Source organism: Ignavibacteriales bacterium, assembly GCA_016709765.1.
Classification (GTDB): Bacteria; Bacteroidota; Ignavibacteria; order Ignavibacteriales; family Ignavibacteriaceae; genus IGN3.
The window spans coordinates 1-19,909 of record JADJMD010000013.1; the positions used below are offsets into that span (position 1 = coordinate 1).

Sequence of the window (19,909 nt, forward strand, 5' to 3'; positions counted from 1 at the left end):
GCGAAAATAATTTTAGATAATGCAAAATAAAAGCAGATGAACTCTTGATTTCAATTATTATTGCAACGGATACCCTGAGTATATTCTTCCACCTTCAACTGCTTCTGTTGTACGTCATCGATTAGGAGCTATTAAATCTGGAACGCTCGATGTAAATACTGCTTGTGCTGGATTTGTAACCACGCTTGATATATTTTCAAAATATATTATTATATCGGACAAAAAGTATAACAAAGTTTTGGTTATTGGCGCTTATGCGATGAGTAAACACTTAAATCTGCAGGATAAAAACAGTAACTCTTTTCGCTGATGGAGCTTTGCAGGAGTTCTACTTACATCAATTGAAAATGGAAAGGAAGGATTTCTTACAAGTAAACTTTATACTGAAGGACAATATTGTGATTGGATGGGTATTTACGGTGGTACACATCAGCCTGTCACACAAAAAGTTTTCGAGAATAAAGATCATTTACTAAAGTTTGTCAAAAAATTCCCGAAAGAAACTAATCCAATTAAGAGCGGACACGAATGATTTACAAAAGAAGCCTGTAATGAACTAAAAATAAAACCAGATGATATAGATCATTACTTCATCACCAGATAAATATTAATTCTATTTGGGAAACTCTTGATAATCTTGAAGTTGAAAGGAAAAAGGCCATACTATTAAGGAAAAGTATGCGTATACTGCTCTGCTTTTGCATACCTATGGCTTTTGATGATGCTAATCAAAAAGGATTGATTAAAAAAGGAGATTTAGTTTTGTTCATTGGTTCCGTGGCAGATTAGCTTGCTTTTTCAATTTTTAAAATGGAATAATAAATTATCAGTTATGGGATATCGCTTCAAAAGAACTTGTATTTGCCGGTTGGATTTCTCGTAATCGCTTACAGCGCAGGGATTTTATTTTTGTAATTCGCGGCGCACTTAAAATAAAAACTTAAGTGATTACGGTTGGTAATGTTGCATTCTCCCCGATTGCTGTAGGATCTGCACTTCTACAGCTTAATGACGAGCGCTACATTTATTATTAATCCAGGTTCATTGCATTTTACGGAATTAGCGGAGTGATTTCTTACGCAATTGTTATGCCTACTGCAGAAATGGTATCATTAGTTTTGACACTTTAATAAAGGATTTCGTAATGATGGTAGAACGTAAAAGCTCTAACTATGGCTCAATGGATGGGAACATGAAGATATAAGAGCAAAGGCTATTCCTTATTCTTTGCTTTCCTTACACTTTCTACATTAATCACTTTTATTGTTTTGATCTATGTTGGATTAACAAAAGTTTTATCCAAAACTTTTAAACGTAAGTGAACTTTCTATCCTAATTGGATTAGTTGTTTTCATATTTGGTTAATGATGTTTGGCGGCGCAAACTCAATGGTTTACAACTAACACAGTACAACGGTAATTATGATTGTTGTTGCATTTATACTCTTGCTTGGTCAGATATCAACATTTTCAAATGGCATTATGGTTTTTTAGATAAGCTGGCAAGCATTGATCCTAAACTCGTTCAAATTACAAATGAAAGTAGTTTTTTATTCCGGGATTATTTCGAAATAATATTCGCTCAAATAGTGATTGAGTTGCAATTGTTTGTCAACCCCATATCATTACTAAATCACTTTTATTAAAAAACTGATAAGGATGTAAATAGATATTTAACAACAGGAATAATTACACAAATGCTGTTCTTTCTGGTTGTTATTGTGGACTTTATGCACGAATGATTTTCCTGATTTAACAGTTAATGGTGCCCCATTAAAAATTAGACGGCGTTGTATCTGCTTACGTTGTTCGTGAGTTTCCTGTTTACATTGGTTTAATAGTAGTAGTAATGGGATTAATCTCGGCAGGAATTTCTACGCTCGAAGGATTAATTCAATCCGTATCTCTACTTCAATAACGGCTGACATTATCAACCCTTTATTCGGAAAATATTTTCCAGATGATGACAAAAGAACTCAGCTGCTACCATTTTAACAAACAGAATTGTAATTATATTTATTGCCATTATCTCAATACTCCTTTCATATGATCAACTTATCAATCCCCAAATTAATTGTGGGCATCTTTGCACAGAACGGTGTTTACGCTTATTTCTCAGCGGCGTTTGTTCCAATTTTATTTGGGATGTTTTAAAACACTTCAAAAGCAGTTGTTATTACAGCCTCATTAGTTGCAATTGTTGTTCACTTTAGTTTTTCTATGGAAACATTAAAGTGCCATTTAGCATTGCAACGGGACAAATCCTGCGTCTCTGCTGCAATGGCAATTTCTGCATCACTAATCGCAGGAGGATTAGTTTATTTCTTTACAAGGAGAAAAACTGATGAATAATTTTCAAATTGACTGGCTTGCTAATTGGGCAAAGTAACACCAAATAAAATGTTCCTTCGTGAACATCAACGGGATGTTCAATGGAATTTTCTTGATTTCAACTTAAGAACAAATGCATTAGCAGAATATTTACTTGATCAATACAAAATTAAAAAGGGTGATCGCATTGCAATTTATTCTAAGAATAAATCTGACATCTGCAATTCTATTTCTAGCTTGCATTAAAATTGGTGCATTGCTCGTTCCATTAAATTTTAGATTGATACCTCGTGAACTTGATTTCTTTAATTAACGATGCAGAACCAAAATTATTTTTTTACGATGAAGAGTTTATAGATCACATACCGAAACTTTCTTCACTTAAAAAAATAAATGTCGTCCATTCTTTAAATGAAATCACAAGATTTTTATTAGAAAATAATGTTAAGTCAGATTTTGTCTCAAAAGAAATATTAACTGAAAATGATTCAGTGATGATTCTTTACACTGCTGGAACAACGGGTCTTTCAAAAGGTGTTATTATAACACATAAAATGTTATTCTGGAATTCCATCAATACAGGATTACGACTTGATCTTCACTCAAGTGATCACACACAGAGTTTTGCACCCTTTTTTACACAGGCGGTTGGAATGTATTATTTACCCCCTTTCTTCATCACGGCGCATCGCATACATTGTTAACACAATTTGATGCTGATTTGATTTTACAATTGATGGAACAAGAAAAAACAACATTGCTCTTTGGTGTTCCAACAATGTTACAAATGATGTCTGATTCACTTACTTTAAAAAAGTTGATTTGTCTAAAGTTAGATATGCAATTGTTGGTGGAGCCCCAATGCCAATCCCACTAATCAACATATGGCATAAAAAGGTATTTATATAAGACAGGGTTTTGGTTTAACAGAAGTCGGCCCGAATTGTTTTCTCTTCATCAGGATGATGCAATTAGAAAAAAGGATCAATCGGGTTTCCAAATTTCTATATCGAGACAAAATTGTAAAAGAAGATGGAGGTGAATGTACTAAAAACGAAGTTGGCGAGCTATGGTTAAAATCTCCAGTTGTTACGCCGGGCTACTGGAAAAATGAAAAGAGACAAATAAGTCGATAACAGATGGCTGGTTTCATACAGGTGATTTAGTAAAACGTGACGCAGAAAATTATTTCTATGTAGTTGATCGTAAAAAGAATATGTACATAAGCGGGGGGTGAAAATGTTTTTACGGCTGAGATTGAATCCTATCTATATACAAATGATAAAATAAAAGAAGTTGCAGTTATTGGTGTTGAAGATCAAAAATGGGGTGAAGTAGGTAAAGCTTATGTTGTTCTAAAAGAAAATTGTACTGCTTCACAAAATGAAATATTAGAATACTGCAAGGGAAATCTTGCAAAGTATAAAATTCCAAAACATATAGACTTTATTGATGAGCTTCCTAAAACCGAAGCGGGAAAAATTGATAAAAAGAAATTAATCCAAAGACACTTAGATTCATTAAATAATAATTAAATTCAATAAAAAAGAGGTTCTTATGAAAAACTTACTAGTTTTATTCCTGTTTGCTAGCCTAACGTTTTTATACTTTGGTTGCAGTAAAAGTGAAGACAATCCTATCGTTACACCACCTGCTGATGATGTAATTGTTAATACCTGGATATCAGAAGGTGCTGGTGTTGCCCCTGGATTGGTTACACTTTTAAAGACTGTAAAAATTACAGCCACTTTTAATTCTAATAATACATATACTGTCATAGCAACAGATAGCACTGGTGCTCAAGTAACTTATTCAGGATCATATTCTGTATCGGAAAATACCGGGACAACTATTCGCTCAATTACTTTAAATCAAACAGTTCCAACTTCTGTTACATCACAGGAATTTATCAAGTTGATTCCAAGGGAATGATGAAGTATGAGGTTATCCAAACTACTCCCGCAATCACAGGCTTTACGGCCCCAGTTGCTTCAGAAGGATTTGGAAGCACCAAATATTTAGGCACTCCATTAGGAGCCACTTATATTCAGGGATTGTACCAACTAATCCAACTATTGAGCTATTATTAGGAAACTGGTTATCAGATGGTAATAATGTCGCTCTTGGTCTCAAGTTAACTTTGAAGACTAAAAACATAACTGCCACATTTAATGCAAATAATACTTATACTGTAGTGGCAACTGACAGCAGTAACGCTACCGTTACATACTCTGGTACATATTCTACAACTGCTAATTCAAATACTTCAATAAGAAATATTACTTTAAATCAAACAGTTCCTACCTCTGTAACATCAACAGGAATTTACCGTGTTACAACGAATGATCTTAAATATGAAGTAATCCAGACCAATCCGGCTATAGCAGGATTTTCAGCTCCAACAGCATCAGAGGGATTTGGAAGTACAAAGTACAATGGTTCACCATTAGGAATAATGTGGATCCAAACATTTATTTATCAATAAAATTTTACCTGACGGCGGACTATTCCGCCGTCTTTTTATGACTATTAATCATTGGAGGTTAACCAATGAAAAACATTTTACTATTTCAGTTTGTGTTATTTCTATTGATCGGAAGTCTTTTGCTCAGGATGATAATAGACTAAAAGATCCTGCACCAAAAGAATTTCAATTTATAGGCTACTCCTTTACAAGAGCAACAGGTTCAAATGTTACTCCCACAAATGATATTTTGCAGGGACAAGTAATTGGAAGATTATTCGGTCAAAATTCTACCAACACAATTCCTCAAACATCCGTTTATGCAGAACAAAGATTTGTTCTTACTTTGTTTACAAACCTTCTATATTAGATGGTTTTGCTACATTCAGGGGATTATTTAAGATTGATTATACCTGGGGCGATCAGGCTTATGGTGTAGGAAACAATCGTGGCGGTGCAATTAATGGTGGCCAGGTAAACTTGCAAACATTACTTGCAAATGTGGATTTAAGACCTGAAAATTCTGATTGGAATGTTGTTTTAGGGATGCAGCGTTTGTTTGATAACGTTCGTGATCCTAATGTTAACACACTTCAAACTGCGCAAACCAGCGGATATAAACTTTCCTTCTGGGGCACTCAAGCAGTTGGTGCAAGTTTGTTTTACGATCTATCGCCGGTTACAAAAAGTAGATTTAGTTATTTCCAATTGTGGGAAAATGAAATAAGCAAAGACGATGATGTGACTCTGTGGATGTTTGATGTTGAATCAAGAGTACAGCCTTTGTTAGAAGTTGGTGGCAGCTTATGGTACGTTTGGGATAGGGGTAAAAATGCGGGCGGTATTTCAGTGCTTGGCCAGGGATTAACAAGCGCACTGGCAGATTATAATGGGGCTACTAGAATTAGATTTGCCGGAACTAATCAAAAATATCAGGCTGATCTTGGATGGATTGGCGGCAGAGCTGCTTATAACAGAGATTTTCTTGCCGGAAGAATTTGGGCTGATGCGTTCGTTATAGCTAATGTTGGTATAATTGATACGGTAGGTACATCAATTAATAAAGCTGCGGATGTTTTTGGTGTAACTGCCAATTTTAGTGCAAGTTATAAGTATGGACAGACTGCAAACGACAAAATTTCACTCGAAGCTTTATACACCTCAGGAGATGATAACGGTGTTAGCGACGGGACAGTAACAAGTGTAATAACTGGAAATGTATATGGTTCACCTGTTGGAATATATAGTTCTCATAGAGCGCCAATACTTTTCCCTGATGCCCAAGTTGTTAATAGATATTATTCTGTTGTTCATGATATTTCTAACATGGGTCTTGGAGTTACAGCTGCTTTCTTAAATTTATATAAAGACTTTATTCCAAATAAATTCAGTGGTAAACTGGGTATAGCCTCAGCTTTATCAAACGTAACTCCTGCAGGTGGTGATTCATATATGGGTACTGAGGTTAATGTTGAATTTAAATACAATTTAAAAGTTTTCTTAACACTTGGTGTTAGTGCTGGTTACTGTGCGCTTGGTGATTTTTTTAATGCACCTTCAGTCACTTACTCAAATACTCGCCCTAAAGATCCATGGGTGTTTTTTACAACGCTTAGCTGGCTAATGTTTTAAGAGGAGGCGCAATATGAAAAAATCTTTGTATCTAATCAGTATGTTCAGTATGCTTTTATTAGTAGGATGCTCAGGTGGATATCTTTATTGGGATAAACCAGCGTTAGAGTTTTCTGATATTGATTACGGTTATCAAATAAAAACTGTATTAAATAATCCTAAAATATCTTACATCGATCAAGGCAATGGAGATAAAACTATTATACTTGTTCATGGACTTGCCAGTAATGCAGGATTTTGGAGATATAACATTCCTGAACTTGCAAAATACTATAGAGTAATTGCTGTAGATCTTCCAGGTTACGGAAAATCAGAAAAGGGAGATTATTCTTATTCAATGTCATTCTATGCAGATCAAATTAAAAATCTCATTGATGAGTTAAAACTTAAAATGTTGTTTATGTTGGTCATTCTATGGGTGGGCAAATTGGAATTAAACTTGCGATAAAATATCCAACTTTACTTAGTAAATTAATTCTTGCATCACCTGCTGGGTTTGAAGAATTCCAGAGAGGCGAAGGTGATTGGTTAAGAAGTGTAATGACAATTAAAGGTGTAAAATCCACAACCGAAGAAGGAATTAGAAGAAATTTATCTATGAATTTCTACAGTTGGGGTGACAAATGGGAGTGGATGGTAGAGGAAAGAGTTCGAATGAGAAAAGCATCGGATTTTGATGAGTTCTGCTACACCGTTGTACGTTGTGTAAATGGAATGCTAGATGAACCAACATTCGATAAACTTAGTTTAATCAAGACTCCAACATTGGTGATTTATGGAAAGTATGATGGATTGATTCCTAATCCATATTTAAATCCCGGTTTTACATCTGATGTTTTTGAAAAAGGTGCTGAAGATATCAAAGACGTTAAACTTGTTGAGTTAGATGAAGCAGGTCATATGATACAAATCGAAAAACCTGATGAATTTAACAAGACAGTTTTAGATTTTCTGAAATAGTTTACATTTAGATGCTTCCTTTGAATTAAGGAAGCATCACTTACAGATATGAACAGTATATTCTATCAAATCAAATATCCTTACTCTGAAAAATTTATAAAAGTAAAAGATTACGAAATCGCCTATATCGATGAAGGTAATTCTGAAAATATTCTACTTTTTATTCACGGACTCGGTAGTTATTTAAAAGCGTGGGATAGAAATATTCCTGAATTAAAAAAACATTTCAGATGTATTGCTTTGGATTTGCCTGGGTATGGAAAATCGAGTAAACAAGTTCATTCCGGTAAAGTTAGTTTTTACACAGAAATGCTTAAAGAATTCATTTCAAAACTCCGATTAAAAAATGTTTCTCTTGTCGGTCATTCTATGGGTGGGCAAATCGCTGCTTCATATGTTATTTCGTTTCCAGATGAAATTAAAAGGCTTATTCTGGTTGCACCGGCAGGTTTTGAAACTTTTAATAGTGATGAAATCGAATTATTAAAGAAGATCATTTCACCTGAGATTTTATTCAAAACTTCAGATAATCAGGTAAGATTAAATTATCAAATGAATTTTTTTAAAATGCCAGTAGAAGCAGAAGAAATGATTTCAGACAGAATAGCAATTAAAGATGATGAGGAATTTTTTAATCACTGTTCTGTAGTGTCAAATTCCTTGTTTGGATTATTGAAAGCACCTGTTTTTGAACGTTTAAATGAAATTAATATTCCCACATTAGTATTATTTGGAAAAAATGATTTGCTTATTCCAAATAAATCAATACATCAAACAACGACAGAGGAAATCGCTTTAATTGGATCATCACAAATAAAAGACAACAAACTTTTACTATTAAATGATTGCGGACATTTTTTTGCAGTATGAAAAGCCAGAAGAATTTAATTATCAGCTTATCTCATTCATAAAATAAATTTTAGAGTTACAAATAAAAATTAGAAATTAATTAAAACTTTCTGAATATTTTTTGATCACAGCTTGCGCAATTACATCTGCAACCTCTAAATAACTTAACTTGCCTGTATTAATTACTAAATGATAAATTGTGGCGTCATCAGGTTCACGGAAAAAATGTGACTTTAAATACTTTTTTCTATTCTCATCTTCTCTTTTAATATATTCCATCGCGTTTGGCTTAGAATAATTAAAAACTTCCTGAACGTGTTTTAACCGTTGTTCAAGTGGAGCAACCAATCTTATGTGAAAACAGTTCGGCAATTTTGATGTTATAATTGCACTACCCCTACCAACTATTATTGTCTTTCCAAATTTTGCAAGTTGCAAAATTATTTCTGTTGTTTTATGAATGATCGTCCATTCTGAAGGTTTAACACCAAGTAATTCATTTACCGCATCAGAAATATGACTGTATTTGTCTTCAGTAATATAGTTGGTAAAAACTTTTGGCAGTTGAAATTCTTCAATTACTTTATTCAGCAGTTCTTTATTAAAATACGTCCATGGATTATCTGAATCCTTTGTTCTTGGCTGTAAAATACTAATTAGTTTTTCAGAAACTTCGTATGAGCCAGAACCTGTCTGGCGAGATATTGTAATACAAGGAAAGATTTCTTTTTAAGTTCAGAATCTGAGGAATGAAACTTAATGTATTGCTTACATTTTTCGTAAGAACCTATTGCTAACATAATACACCGTCCTTCCTTTTTTTTTTTTTGGGTAACGAGTATTTATTTAGTTAAAGCACAATTTGCAGAATGTTTCCATTGATAGTTTAACATTTTTTTAATTAAAGTCAATCAAGTAAAGCTTCCTTTTATGGCTGAATACTAAACCAACTTTTAATTCTTTCTAATTCTAACCCGTTTGATGAATTGTGAAAATATTCATTCTTTGATTTATCATAAAAATAATCTTTACTCCAATCATCCACATTATGAACAATTTGTTCCATACCATCTAAAAAAATATCTAGTTCTTCATCAGTCATTGTTGGATGAATCGACATTCTTACCCAACCGGGCTTCTCGGAAAGATCACCGTGATCAATTTTATCAGTAATAACTTTAGAATGATTTGGATCAACGTGAAGTAAATAATGCCCATAGGTTCCAGCGCACGAACAACCGCCTCTAACTTGTACACCAAAACGATCGTTCAATAATTTTACAATTAAGTTGTAGTGGATATTTTCCACATAAAAAGAAATTGCGCCAAGTCTGTGTTCAATATTTTCAGCAAGTATGTGGAGTGTTGGAATTTTTTTAAATCTTTTAAATACAACTTTTACAAGTTCTTCCTCCCTAGCTCTAATTTTATCAACACCCATTTTTTCTTTTAACTTTATGCAAAGTGCTGCTTTAATAGTTTGAAGAAATGCAGGGGTCCCGCCGTCTTCACGGGCTTCTATGTTTGCTACAAATTTATGTTGTCCCCAGGGATTTGTCCAATCAACTGTGCCGCCACCAGGTAAATCGGGGACTTTATTTTTATAAAGTTTGGAATCAAAAACTAAAACTCCCGGAGTTCCCGGTCCGCCTAAAAATTTATGAGGTGAAAAATAAACTGCATCAAGTTTAGCTTCAACATCAGAAGGATGCATATCTATTTTAACGTACGGTGCAGAACAAGCAAAATCTATAAAAGAATAACCACCGTACTGATGAATCATTTTTGACAGTTGATAATAATCAGGCTCTATTCCTGTTACGTTTGAAGCCGCAGTAAATGCACCAATTTTTAAGATTCTGTTTTTATACTTATCTAACTTTTTCTTAAAATCATTAAAATCAACTAAACCGGCTTCGTTGGGATTGATTACAATTACATCCGCAATCGTCTCCAACCATGTTGTTTGATTTGAATGATGCTCCATATGAGTTATGAATACAACGGGCTTTAATTCTGCAGGAAGTTTTAAATAATCCGCTAGTTGTTCAGGAATTTTTAATCCAAGCAGCCTTTGGAATTTGCAAATAACAGTAGTCATTCCGGAACCAGCTGTAATTATTATATCATCTTTGCTCGCATTGACGTGCTCTTTAATAATTTTATGAGCTTCATGATATGCAAAAGTCATTGTTGTGCCCGTTACACTTGCCTCAGAATGTGTGTTGCCAACAAGTGGGCCAAAAGTCTTGCAAAGTTTTTCTTCAATAGGCTTATACAATCTTCCGCTTGCAATCCAATCGGCATAAATTAATTTTTTAGCGCCAAATGGTGTTTCAAATGTTGTATCAATTCCGATGATGTTTTTTCGATATTGTGAAAAATATTCTTCTAATTCACTCATAATAAACCTTGTTCTTTCTTATGCGAAATATAGTAATTTGTAACAAGGGAATCATTGGATTTTTTCGGTGAATCTTTTTAATTAAATTTAACAGCCTTTTTACCATTAGGAATATTTTATGAAACGTTTACCACAAAATATTATTTTGATAATATTAATGGCTATTAGTAGCTATTTCCCACAAAAAAACAGTATTCAATTTAAAGGTGTTGACTCTGTAATCAATAAAGCTATTGATGATAAAGCTTTTCCCGGTGCAGTTGTATTAGTTTACAAAGATGGGAAGATTATTTATGAAAAACCTTTCGGAAATTTTACTTATGAAAAAACTTCACCAATGGTTACAACGAATACAATTTACGATTTAGCCTCGCTTTCAAAAGTAGTTGCCACTGCAACTGCAGCAATGCTTTGTTGTGATAGAAACTTATTTTCGCTCGATGATAAAGTTGTAAAATACATTCCTGAGTTTGGCGTTAACGGAAAAGAAAATATAACAATAAGAAATTTGCTGATTCATAATTCAGGATTAACAGCGTGGAAAAAATTTTACGAAAGAAATTTAACTCCAAATGAAGTTTTAAAGGAAATTTATTCCTCTGAGTTAGAATATAAAACTGGAGAAAAAACAGTTTATTCTGATTTAGGAATCACAACACTTGGGAAAATTATTGAAAAAGTAACCGAAAAAACTTTAGATGTTTTTTGTAAAGATGAAATATTTATTCCGCTTAGTATGAACTCGACATTTTACAATCCAATTGATTCTGTAAAAAAATTCTGTGCGCCAACCGAAATAGATAATTATTGGAGAATGAAAACTTTACAGGGCGAAGTTCACGATGAAACTTCGGCTATGTTAAACGGAGTAGCAGGCCACGCAGGATTATTTTCAACTGCTAATGATATTGCAAAACTAATGGATGTATTAATGAATAAAGGAAAGTTGGGTAACAAACAGTTTATTCAGCAGAGCACAGTTGAGTATTTTACAAAAAAGTATTCTAATGAAAGCTCAAGGGCAATTGGTTGGGATACTAAATCAGAAACTGGCTCATCATCAGGGGATTACTTTTCTTCAAATTCCTTTGGTCACACAGGCTTTACAGGCACTTCTATTTGGGCTGATCCTGAACGTAATTTATTTGTCGTGTTTTTAACTAATCGTGTTTATCCAACAAGAGAAAATGGTAAATTAGGAAAAGTACGCCCGGAACTTCATAACACAATTATTAAATGTTTAGAAAAGAATTAATGAAGAATAGTTTATCTGCCAAAACAAATTTTGGTTTTTTAAGTTTAATTGTATTCCAATTCTTAGTTTTATTTTTACCAGCAATTAATAGTGATGCAAATTCATTTCTGAGAGAAGAGAATAAAACATTTCTAAAAAATAAGGTTTCAAAATCAACAAATATTTTTGATTTAACCGATGAAGATAAAAAGTGGGTTGATAAAACATTGGCATCAATGACGTTGTATGACAAATGCACTCAAATATTTATGCCTGCCATGTTTGGTAAAACTCTCAAACAATCTTCAAAAGAATTTAAATTTGCTAAAGAATTAGTTCAGGTTCATGGTATTGGTGGAATTGTAATCTCAACCGGTGATGTTGACGAAACAGCATCAATGATAAGCGAGTTACAAAAAAGTTCAAACATTCCTTTGCTTGTTGCCGCAGATTTTGAGAATGGAATTGGTATGCGAATGAATGCATCAAATACTTTTCCGCATAGCATGGCAGTTGGTTCTACAAATAATACAGATTACGCATATCAAACTGGCAAAGCAACCGCTATTGAAGCGCTTATGCTTGGTGTTAACTTTAATTTTGCACCTGTTGCTGATGTAAATAATAATCCTGGAAATCCGGTAATAAATCTTCGCTCTTATTCTGAAAATAAAAATATCGTAACGGATTTTTGTAAATCATATATCGAAGGTTCAATTGACGGTGGAGTTATCCCAACAGCAAAACATTTTCCGGGTCACGGTAATACAAGAATAGATTCACATTACGATATGCCCGTTATTTGGGGCACAAAAGCTTATTTATATGAAAATGAATTGCTGCCGTTTATAAAACTAATCGAAAATAATGTCCCCGCTATTATGGTTGGACATTTAAATGTGCCTGCGTTTGAGCCAAACAAAAATTTACCGGCTTCCCTTTCTAATAACATCATAACTAAACTTTTAAGAGAAGAACTTGGATACAAAGGTTTAATAATTACAGACGCTCTAGATATGAAAGCTGTAACAAAATATTTTTCTGATGGAGAAGCTTGTGTTCAAGCTTTTAAAGCTGGAAATGATATTATACTTATGCCCCCAAATATAAAAGATGGGATCACTTCTATATATAAAGCTGTAAAATCAGGAGAGATTTCTAAAGAAAGATTAGATGAAAGTGTTAGAAAGATATTATCATCAAAAAGATGGCTTAAGCTTGATAAAAATAATTTTAAGAAGAATATCAAACTTCCTAAACGAATAAGAATAGAAGAACACTATAAATTATCAAAAACTATTGCAGAAAATTCTATCGCCGTTATTAAGATGGATGATAATCTCCTTCCATTAGATTCGTCAAAATATATTAAGACACTTTTAGTAGATATCACAAATAGAAGCACAATGAAGAGTGCATATTTTAGCAATATCTACAATAATAGTTTTCCTATTTACAGTAAGACAACGCTAACAAGTGATTCTAAAAACTCTGATTATCAATTTTCTTTGGATATTGCAAAGGACTGCGAACTAATAATTGTTGCCTCTTATTTCTATATTAGAAATGATATTAATGGCAAATCATTATCAGATGCACAATTAAATTTTATAGATAAAATTATAGCTCTAAACAATAAGGTTATAATAATTAGTTTTGAAAACCCTTATATACTTTCTCTTTTCCCAAACGCAAAAAATTTATTTGCACATTTAGTAATACGGATACATCCCAAAGAGCAGCTTTAAATCTGCTGAAGGGTTCTATCAAATCTAACGGCAGGTTGCCAATTACAATTCCTAATACAGAATTTAAAATTGGCTTTCAATGGAAACCAAACATTTGATTTTATAAATAAACGAGGCCGCTATGATTAAATTATTAACAACTTGCATAACCGTTATTCTTTTTATCTCCTGCAACTCTGATTCAGAACCACAATCATCAAAAATTAACTTACCTTCAGGATTTATGATTGAAGTTTACGCTTCTGATGTCCCAAACGCTCGCTCAATGGTACTTAGTCCCAATGGTATTTTATATGTTGGTACAAGAAACGCCGGAAATGTTTATGCTTTGGTTGATAGCAATAATGATTTTAAAGTTGATGAAATATTTACAATTGCAACCGGGCTTGATATGCCAAACGGAGTCGATTTGAAAGATAGTGATTTATATGTAGCTGAAGTTAGCAGACTAATTAAGTTCGCAGATATTGATAACAATTTTAAAAACAATCCGACTTACACAGTTGTACGTGATGATTTTCCAACAGATAGAAGTCACGGTTGGAAGTTTATAAAATTTAGTCCTGACGGAAAACTTTATGTATCGATTGGCGCACCATGTAATATTTGTTTAATGGAAAATGAAGATGAGCGATACGCAACAATATCAAGAATGAATGCTGATGGAAGCGACTTTGAAGTTTATGCAAAAGGAATAAGAAACACTGTTGGCTTTGATTGGCAGCCAACCACAAATGAATTATGGTTTACTGATAACGGTAGAGATTTGTTGGGTGATAATATTCCCCCGGATGAATTAAATCACGCTCAAACAAAAGGATTGCATTTTGGTTATCCATTTTTGCATGGAAAAATATTTTGGATCCTGAATTTGGTGCACAAGCCGATACTTCAGCTTATACAAAACCAGTTCAAGAACTTGGTCCTCATGTCGCGGCATTAGGAATGGAGTTTTATACCGGACAAATGTTTCCTATAGAATATCACAATCAAATATTCATTGCCGAGCATGGAAGCTGGAACAGAAGTCAAAAAATCGGATATAGAATTTCCTTAGTAAGATTAAATGAGAGTAATTCAGTTAGTTACGAAACATTCGCAGATGGCTGGCTAAATGGAGATACGGTTTCTGGTCGCCCTGTTGATATTGAACTAATGCCGGATGGTTCAATGCTTGTTTCGGATGACTATGCTGATTGTATTTATAGAATTAGTTATAAATGAAGCTATGAGTAAATATTTTATGCTAATTGTATTTAATAAACCATTTAACGTTTTATGCCAATTTACAGATAAAGAAAAGCGAAAAACTTTATCAGATTTTATTGATATAAAAAATATTTATGCTGCTGGCAGATTAGATTTTGATAGCGAAGGACTTGTGATTTTAACTGATGATGGGAAATTGCAAAATGTAATTTCAGATCCCAAGCATAAATTAGAAAAAACTTATTGGGTTCAAGTTGAAGGAATTCCAAGCAATGAATCTCTAAACAAACTTAGAAAAGGTATTTTACTTAAAGACGGAGTGACAAAACCAGTAAAAATAAGAACTTTACCAGCACCCAAAATTTGGGAAAGAAATCCACCAATTAGAGTTCGCAAAAATATCCCAACTAGCTGGATTGAATTAAAAATTAATGAAGGAAAAAATAGACAAGTTAGAAGGATGACAGCAGCAATTGGTCATCCAACTTTAAGATTAATCAGATATTCTGTTGGCGACTGGAATATTAATAATTTAAATATAGGCGAATATAAAATTATTAATTTTCTTCAGATGGAGAAAAGAATTTTTTCTTAATCATAAACGATAAATAAACAATCATAATTCCTACAATAATTACAGCAACGGCTGGAATAAAAATAGCAATAATAGATAATGTGATTGAGCTGCCTGCTTCAACAGTTGAAACAACCGGATTACCAACACCTCCTGTAATTGCAGAAGATTTAAGTCTGATCAATCCAGTAGCAGCATGAATAGTTCCCGCCATTCCACCACCTGCAATCAATGCTAGCGACCATTTTATTAAAGGAGGAAAATCTGTAACAACTGCTCCGCTCAAAACAATGCCGGCAAATATTGCAAGTGGATGATTAATTGCGTCTAAAAAATTATCAACCCACGGAATGTAGTAACTGAATACCTCAACCACTGTAGCAACTGCAAAAAGTATAAGCGCAGGCAGAGTTCCTATCCAGCCAAAATATGTTGATAATTCCAAGTTACCACTATATGCTGCAATTGAAGCAACTAGAAAAGGAATAAAAATTCTAAACCCAACTGCTGCCGCAAGCCCGATACCAATGAAAATACTTAATACCAATTCCATAGGAAATACTTTCTATAAAATTTAGTAACTCATATTTGTTAGTTTTACTTTCCCGCGGAAAATCCAATAGATACTTATTGTGTATGCAAGTACAAAAGGAATTCCACTTAACGCAATTATAAGCATAATATTTAATGTTTTTTGAGATGAAGCTGCATTGTAAATATTTAAACTGAAGTCAGGATTATTTGATGCAAGCACAAAATTTGGGAAAACACCAAAGGCAAATAAAGCAAGCAAAGCTGCTATCGATGCGCAGGAAGAAAGAAATGCTAGAAAATCTTTTCCTTTAGAAATTTCTCTTGGGATGTTTGCGATTGCTAACATATTTAAAACTGCAAGAATAAAAAGTGCAGGTAATTCTTTAAAATGCTGAATCATATGTGGGTAATAAATTAAGGTTGCCATTGTTGTTGTGATATAACAAATAATAAAAAATATTATTGTGTTGTTCACCCAACTTCTTAATTTATTATGGAGATCCCCTTCAGTTTTCATCACACCGTAAATTGCACCATGCATCATAAATAGAGATACAGTTGTAATACCAACCAATATTGTATATGGATTTATAAGTGTCCAAAATGTTCCGATAAATTCTTTATCCGGTCCAAGTGGAACTCCGGTAATTAAATTTGCAACTGTAACTCCGGCAAGAAAAGCTATAAAAATACTTGCAACACTAAAGGCAACATCCCACATTTGCCGCCACCATTTCATTGGGCGCTTACTTCTAAATTCTATAGCAACTGCTCTAAAAATCAACATAAATAGTAACATCATAAAAGCAGAATAAAATCCTGAAAAAACAGTTGCGTAAACATGTGGAAACGCTGCAAATAATGCTCCTCCGCCCGTTACAAGCCAAACTTCATTTCCATCCCACACAGGTCCTATAGAGTTTATCATGATTCTTCTGTCCAAATCATCTTTAACAAGCAGATGTAGTGCGCCAACACCTAAATCGAATCCATCAAGTATTGCATAGCCAACTAAAAGAATTCCGATTAAGAAGAACCATATTGTATTTAAATCAAAAGTAAATTCCATATTTCAACCTCTAAGCTTTTGGATGCCCAATTTCTGATGGAATTGAATCAACATCTTCGGGGCCATGCTGAATTTTTTCATTCAGCAAATAAATGAATAAGATGAACAAACCAATATATATCAAAGTGAAAAGAATTAGCGAAAACCAAACTTGTCCAGCCTCAACAGCTTTTGACAACCCTTCTGAGGTTCGAAGTAGTCCGTAAACGATCCATGGCTGCCTTCCTACTTCGGCTGTTATCCACCCAATTTGATTGGCAATTTGGGGTAACAAAACTGAGAAGACAAAAATCCACAGCAGCCATCTTTGTTTAAATAAAGTACCACGCCACCAAAAAAACACTCCAAGTAAACTTATAGCAATCAAACTAAAACCAATGGCAACCATTAAATGATACGCCTGGAAAACAATATTAACTGGTGGTCTATCTTTTTCTCTGAATGAGTTTAAGCCAGTTACTCTTGTATTAGTATCAAAACCAATTAAATAACTTAACATTCCAGGTAAAGCAATTCCGAAATTCACTTTTTGATTTTCGCTATCAACCCAGCCAAATAAATAAAGCGGAGCTTTAGTTTGATCATCAAAGACAGCTTCCATAGCGGCAAGTTTTGCAGGTTGATTTTCGCTCACACCAACAGCGCTTCTATGCCCCGTAACCAACTGGAAAAGTGAAGCAATCATTACCACAATTAAGGCAATTTTTATCGAAGCTTTTGCAAAACGAATGTGTCTGTCTTTTAAAAGATAATATGCACTTATGCTAATGATTAGAAATGCACCGGCGAGCCATGCACCAGAAACAACATGAGAAAGTCTATCAACAGAAGATGGATTAAAAACCATTGCCCAAAAATCTACAATTTCTGCGCGAGCATTTATTCCTTCTCCAACAATATGAAAACCTGTTGGGGTTTGTTGCCACGAGTTTGCAACTACAATCCACACGGCACTAAACATTGAGCCAAGTGAAACCATAATAGTTGAAAAGAAATGCATCTTTGGACCAACTTTATCCCATCCAAAAACTAATACAGCTAGAAAACCGGACTCCAGAAAGAAAGCAAAAATGCCTTCTGCAGCTAACGCACTTCCAAATACATCGCCAACAAAACGTGAGTATGTTGCCCAGTTAGTTCCAAATTCAAACTCCATCACAATCCCTGTTGCAACACCGATAGCAAAAGTTAAAGCAAAAACCTTAACCCAAAATTTTGTCATGTTTTCAAAGAATTTGTCTTTTGTTTTAAGATACATTCCTTCCATAATCACAAGTATAATGGCAATACCAATGCTTAGTGGAGGATAGATATAATGGAAAGCGATAGTGAAAGCAAATTGAATTCGAGAAAGTATTTCAACATCCATAAATAACCTAAAAGTGTTTGAATCGTAATTCAAATTAGTAAAAATGATTTTGAATGAAAAACAAAATACATTTAGATATTGATAACTGTTGCATATTATTCAAATTTAAAGACTTAGATTATTTAGATAAGTCCAAATTATTTTTTCTCAAATAATTTTAATTTATCCGCAAATTCTGATGCAAAGTTATCAAACATTTTTGCTGGTTCAGGATTGCTAGTTGATTTTCGGTAAGTATCACCAAGCTTTAAAATCATTTGGTAAAAATGCAAATTCATATCTTCAACAAGCATGTCCTTTGTCCAAAGATCGATACCAAGCGTAACATTATCTGCCTTATCCCAAAGAGATAGCATTATTGTTTTGGCTTCTTTCATTCCTTTAAATTCAGCATCATCAGCTTGCCATTCAATTTTTTCAGGCATTTTTTTATCATCAAGCTGAATTTTAAAAGATATGTTGGATGTTTTACTCATTTAATTTCTTTCTATTATTTATTTAGTACTTTTAATATTTAGCAACACCGTTTGCAACCATTACATCATTAATATTAATTGATTTTCCTTTTTCATCAACTAACCAAATTTCACCAAGATATCTTCTATATTTACCTTTTTTATTCTTTATCGTTTCAATAACTAACTGCTTATTCAATATTAATGATCGTAAAAAATCGCGACTCCACAACCCTTTAACTCTTTCAGCACCGCGTAATTCTGGTGCATTAATTCTGTTAAAGCGAATCTTTTCCACTTTAATCCAAGTATGTAAGCCAAGATCAATTTCTACAGTACAGGTGTCGCCATCATAAACATCAACTACGTGAACAATATAATGATAAAGAACATTATCCATATTTGTTCCTTTCGATTTTAGTTACTTGCCTATATTTTGTTGATGTAAAATTAAAAGGATATAAATTGAAAGTAAAAGTTTTGTTGATAATTGTTCTGTTTTTTTCTTCATTAATATTTTCGCAAACAGAAATTTCAATCGGTGGATATTTTGGCGGTGGTTCGTTTAGCGGTAACTCAACTTCTGTTGGAGGATTTACCTCATCTATATTTGTGGAAGCTAATATTCCCCTATTTGAAGAAGTATATCCCAGAGCAAGTTTTATCTTCACAAAAGATTTTAATTCACTTCTTCCAAACTCAACTCAAACTTACAATCCTTACATTTTAGGTTTTAATCTTAAAGGAATTACAACCCAATATTTTGATAGTAAGTTATTTTTAGAAGAAGGTGTAGGATTGCTTGCACTAAATGATAAAACCTTTTTTGATACAAATATCTGGGATTATGGAATTGTAATCTCTCTTTCCGCAGGTTATGATCTAAGAAATTTTAATTTAAAGGGTTTTAAAATTGGTGCAGGTGCTGAATATGGAATTACTTTTTTTAATACTCTACCAAAGTATTCTTCAATTCATCTTTTTATAAATTATACAATTTAATTCTGTTATAAATAAGTAGGGATAAAAGAATTCCCTTCGATATCGAAGGGAATTTAAAATTGATATTTATAAACAA

The 19,909-nt window shown here is 33.3% G+C and carries 21 protein-coding genes and 2 pseudogenes; 16 read left to right on the forward strand and 7 right to left on the reverse strand.

Annotated elements, in window-relative coordinates:
• Positions 1-82 precede the first annotated feature (82 nt).
• The 11 genes and pseudogenes from IPJ23_09750 (at position 83) to IPJ23_09800 (ending at position 8,256) form a co-directional block, all read left to right on the forward strand.
• Positions 83-310 carry a hypothetical protein gene (locus IPJ23_09750; GenBank protein ID MBK7630960.1) on the forward strand — a complete coding sequence of 76 codons (228 nt, stop codon included), beginning with the start codon at positions 83-85 and terminating at the stop codon, positions 308-310.
• Between the two features lie 290 nt (positions 311-600).
• Positions 601-789, forward strand: a complete 189-nt coding sequence (locus IPJ23_09755) for a hypothetical protein (protein ID MBK7630961.1) — start codon at positions 601-603, stop codon at positions 787-789.
• Between the two features lie 1,554 nt (positions 790-2,343).
• A pseudogene (locus IPJ23_09760) lies at positions 2,344-3,865 on the forward strand (AMP-binding protein).
• Between the two features lie 22 nt (positions 3,866-3,887).
• On the forward strand, positions 3,888-4,262 hold the full coding sequence (locus IPJ23_09765) for a hypothetical protein (GenBank protein MBK7630962.1): 375 nt from the start codon (positions 3,888-3,890) through the stop codon (positions 4,260-4,262).
• Positions 4,259-4,420 (forward strand): hypothetical protein, encoded by a 162-nt coding sequence (locus IPJ23_09770; protein MBK7630963.1) that lies wholly within the window; start codon positions 4,259-4,261, stop codon positions 4,418-4,420. Before IPJ23_09765 ends, IPJ23_09770 begins: the two co-directional genes overlap by 4 nt.
• Before the next feature lie 50 nt (positions 4,421-4,470).
• A complete protein-coding gene (locus tag IPJ23_09775) occupies positions 4,471-4,815 on the forward strand; it encodes a hypothetical protein (protein MBK7630964.1) in 345 nt (114 codons plus the stop codon).
• A gap of 37 nt (positions 4,816-4,852) precedes the next feature.
• Complete coding sequence (locus tag IPJ23_09780; protein MBK7630965.1) at positions 4,853-5,164, forward strand: hypothetical protein; 312 nt, start codon at positions 4,853-4,855, stop codon at positions 5,162-5,164.
• A 110-nt stretch (positions 5,165-5,274) separates the two neighbouring features.
• Complete coding sequence (locus tag IPJ23_09785) at positions 5,275-6,426, forward strand: hypothetical protein (GenBank protein ID MBK7630966.1); 1,152 nt, start codon at positions 5,275-5,277, stop codon at positions 6,424-6,426.
• A gap of 13 nt (positions 6,427-6,439) precedes the next feature.
• On the forward strand, positions 6,440-6,874 hold the full coding sequence (locus IPJ23_09790; GenBank protein ID MBK7630967.1) for an alpha/beta fold hydrolase: 435 nt from the start codon (positions 6,440-6,442) through the stop codon (positions 6,872-6,874).
• On the forward strand, positions 6,841-7,386 hold the full coding sequence (locus IPJ23_09795; GenBank protein ID MBK7630968.1) for an alpha/beta hydrolase: 546 nt from the start codon (positions 6,841-6,843) through the stop codon (positions 7,384-7,386). Before IPJ23_09790 ends, IPJ23_09795 begins: the two co-directional genes overlap by 34 nt.
• 48 nt (positions 7,387-7,434) lie before the next feature.
• Complete coding sequence (locus IPJ23_09800) at positions 7,435-8,256, forward strand: alpha/beta hydrolase (GenBank protein MBK7630969.1); 822 nt, start codon at positions 7,435-7,437, stop codon at positions 8,254-8,256.
• A gap of 75 nt (positions 8,257-8,331) precedes the next feature.
• Here the strand turns inward: IPJ23_09800 and IPJ23_09805 are convergent, their stop codons facing one another.
• Positions 8,332-8,958, reverse strand: a complete 627-nt coding sequence (locus IPJ23_09805) for a cytidylate kinase-like family protein (protein ID MBK7630970.1) — start codon at positions 8,956-8,958, stop codon at positions 8,332-8,334.
• Positions 8,959-9,163: 205 nt separating this feature from the next.
• A complete protein-coding gene (locus IPJ23_09810; protein MBK7630971.1) occupies positions 9,164-10,639 on the reverse strand; it encodes an aminotransferase class V-fold PLP-dependent enzyme in 1,476 nt (491 codons plus the stop codon).
• Between the two features lie 118 nt (positions 10,640-10,757).
• Here IPJ23_09810 and IPJ23_09815 point away from each other — a divergent pair, with 118 nt between their 5' ends.
• The 4 genes and pseudogenes from IPJ23_09815 to IPJ23_09830 all read left to right on the forward strand — a co-directional run bounded on the left by IPJ23_09815 (position 10,758) and on the right by IPJ23_09830 (position 15,425).
• Positions 10,758-11,894: a serine hydrolase gene (locus tag IPJ23_09815; protein MBK7630972.1), complete on the forward strand. Its 1,137-nt coding sequence runs from the start codon at positions 10,758-10,760 to the stop codon at positions 11,892-11,894.
• Complete coding sequence (locus tag IPJ23_09820; GenBank protein MBK7630973.1) at positions 11,894-13,621, forward strand: hypothetical protein; 1,728 nt, start codon at positions 11,894-11,896, stop codon at positions 13,619-13,621. Before IPJ23_09815 ends, IPJ23_09820 begins: the two co-directional genes overlap by 1 nt.
• A gap of 121 nt (positions 13,622-13,742) precedes the next feature.
• Positions 13,743-14,845 (forward strand): annotated as a pseudogene (locus IPJ23_09825) (sorbosone dehydrogenase family protein).
• Positions 14,846-14,849: 4 nt separating this feature from the next.
• Positions 14,850-15,425, forward strand: a complete 576-nt coding sequence (locus IPJ23_09830) for a pseudouridine synthase (GenBank protein MBK7630974.1) — start codon at positions 14,850-14,852, stop codon at positions 15,423-15,425.
• Here the strand turns inward: IPJ23_09830 and IPJ23_09835 are convergent.
• The 5 genes from IPJ23_09835 to IPJ23_09855 all read right to left on the reverse strand — a co-directional run bounded on the left by IPJ23_09835 (position 15,388) and on the right by IPJ23_09855 (position 19,231).
• Positions 15,388-15,957 (reverse strand): DUF4126 domain-containing protein, encoded by a 570-nt coding sequence (locus tag IPJ23_09835; protein ID MBK7630975.1) that lies wholly within the window; start codon positions 15,955-15,957, stop codon positions 15,388-15,390. The genes IPJ23_09830 and IPJ23_09835 overlap by 38 nt on opposite strands.
• Before the next feature lie 21 nt (positions 15,958-15,978).
• Positions 15,979-17,007, reverse strand: a complete 1,029-nt coding sequence (gene cydB / locus IPJ23_09840) for a cytochrome d ubiquinol oxidase subunit II (GenBank protein ID MBK7630976.1) — start codon at positions 17,005-17,007, stop codon at positions 15,979-15,981.
• 10 nt (positions 17,008-17,017) lie between these two features.
• Positions 17,018-18,376, reverse strand: coding sequence for a cytochrome ubiquinol oxidase subunit I (locus IPJ23_09845; protein ID MBK7630977.1), 1,359 nt, complete (start codon positions 18,374-18,376; stop codon positions 17,018-17,020).
• A 137-nt stretch (positions 18,377-18,513) separates the two neighbouring features.
• Positions 18,514-18,852 carry a gliding motility protein GldC gene (locus IPJ23_09850; protein ID MBK7630978.1) on the reverse strand — a complete coding sequence of 113 codons (339 nt, stop codon included), beginning with the start codon at positions 18,850-18,852 and terminating at the stop codon, positions 18,514-18,516.
• A gap of 31 nt (positions 18,853-18,883) precedes the next feature.
• Complete coding sequence (locus IPJ23_09855) at positions 18,884-19,231, reverse strand: thermonuclease family protein (GenBank protein MBK7630979.1); 348 nt, start codon at positions 19,229-19,231, stop codon at positions 18,884-18,886.
• Between the two features lie 65 nt (positions 19,232-19,296).
• On the opposite strand from IPJ23_09855, the gene IPJ23_09860 reads away from it, so the two are divergent.
• The gene (locus IPJ23_09860) at positions 19,297-19,833 is read left to right on the forward strand and encodes a hypothetical protein (GenBank protein MBK7630980.1); all 537 of its coding nucleotides are present in this window, start codon (positions 19,297-19,299) and stop codon (positions 19,831-19,833) included.
• Positions 19,834-19,909 lie beyond the last annotated feature (76 nt).

Coding starts and splice junctions, on each gene's coding strand:
- IPJ23_09765 (MBK7630962.1), top strand. CDS start 3,888: ATGAAAAACTTACTAGTTTTATTCCTGTTTGCTAGCCTAACGTTTTTA.
- IPJ23_09770 (MBK7630963.1), top strand. CDS start 4,259: ATGATGAAGTATGAGGTTATCCAAACTACTCCCGCAATCACAGGCTTT.
- IPJ23_09780 (MBK7630965.1), top strand. CDS start 4,853: ATGACTATTAATCATTGGAGGTTAACCAATGAAAAACATTTTACTATT.
- IPJ23_09790 (MBK7630967.1), top strand. CDS start 6,440: ATGAAAAAATCTTTGTATCTAATCAGTATGTTCAGTATGCTTTTATTA.
- IPJ23_09795 (MBK7630968.1), top strand. CDS start 6,841: ATGGGTGGGCAAATTGGAATTAAACTTGCGATAAAATATCCAACTTTA.
- IPJ23_09800 (MBK7630969.1), top strand. CDS start 7,435: ATGAACAGTATATTCTATCAAATCAAATATCCTTACTCTGAAAAATTT.
- IPJ23_09810 (MBK7630971.1), bottom strand. CDS start 10,639: ATGAGTGAATTAGAAGAATATTTTTCACAATATCGAAAAAACATCATC.
- IPJ23_09815 (MBK7630972.1), top strand. CDS start 10,758: ATGAAACGTTTACCACAAAATATTATTTTGATAATATTAATGGCTATT.
- IPJ23_09820 (MBK7630973.1), top strand. CDS start 11,894: ATGAAGAATAGTTTATCTGCCAAAACAAATTTTGGTTTTTTAAGTTTA.
- IPJ23_09830 (MBK7630974.1), top strand. CDS start 14,850: ATGAGTAAATATTTTATGCTAATTGTATTTAATAAACCATTTAACGTT.
- IPJ23_09835 (MBK7630975.1), bottom strand. CDS start 15,957: ATGGAATTGGTATTAAGTATTTTCATTGGTATCGGGCTTGCGGCAGCA.
- cydB (MBK7630976.1), bottom strand. CDS start 17,007: ATGGAATTTACTTTTGATTTAAATACAATATGGTTCTTCTTAATCGGA.
- IPJ23_09845 (MBK7630977.1), bottom strand. CDS start 18,376: ATGGATGTTGAAATACTTTCTCGAATTCAATTTGCTTTCACTATCGCT.
- IPJ23_09850 (MBK7630978.1), bottom strand. CDS start 18,852: ATGAGTAAAACATCCAACATATCTTTTAAAATTCAGCTTGATGATAAA.
- IPJ23_09855 (MBK7630979.1), bottom strand. CDS start 19,231: ATGGATAATGTTCTTTATCATTATATTGTTCACGTAGTTGATGTTTAT.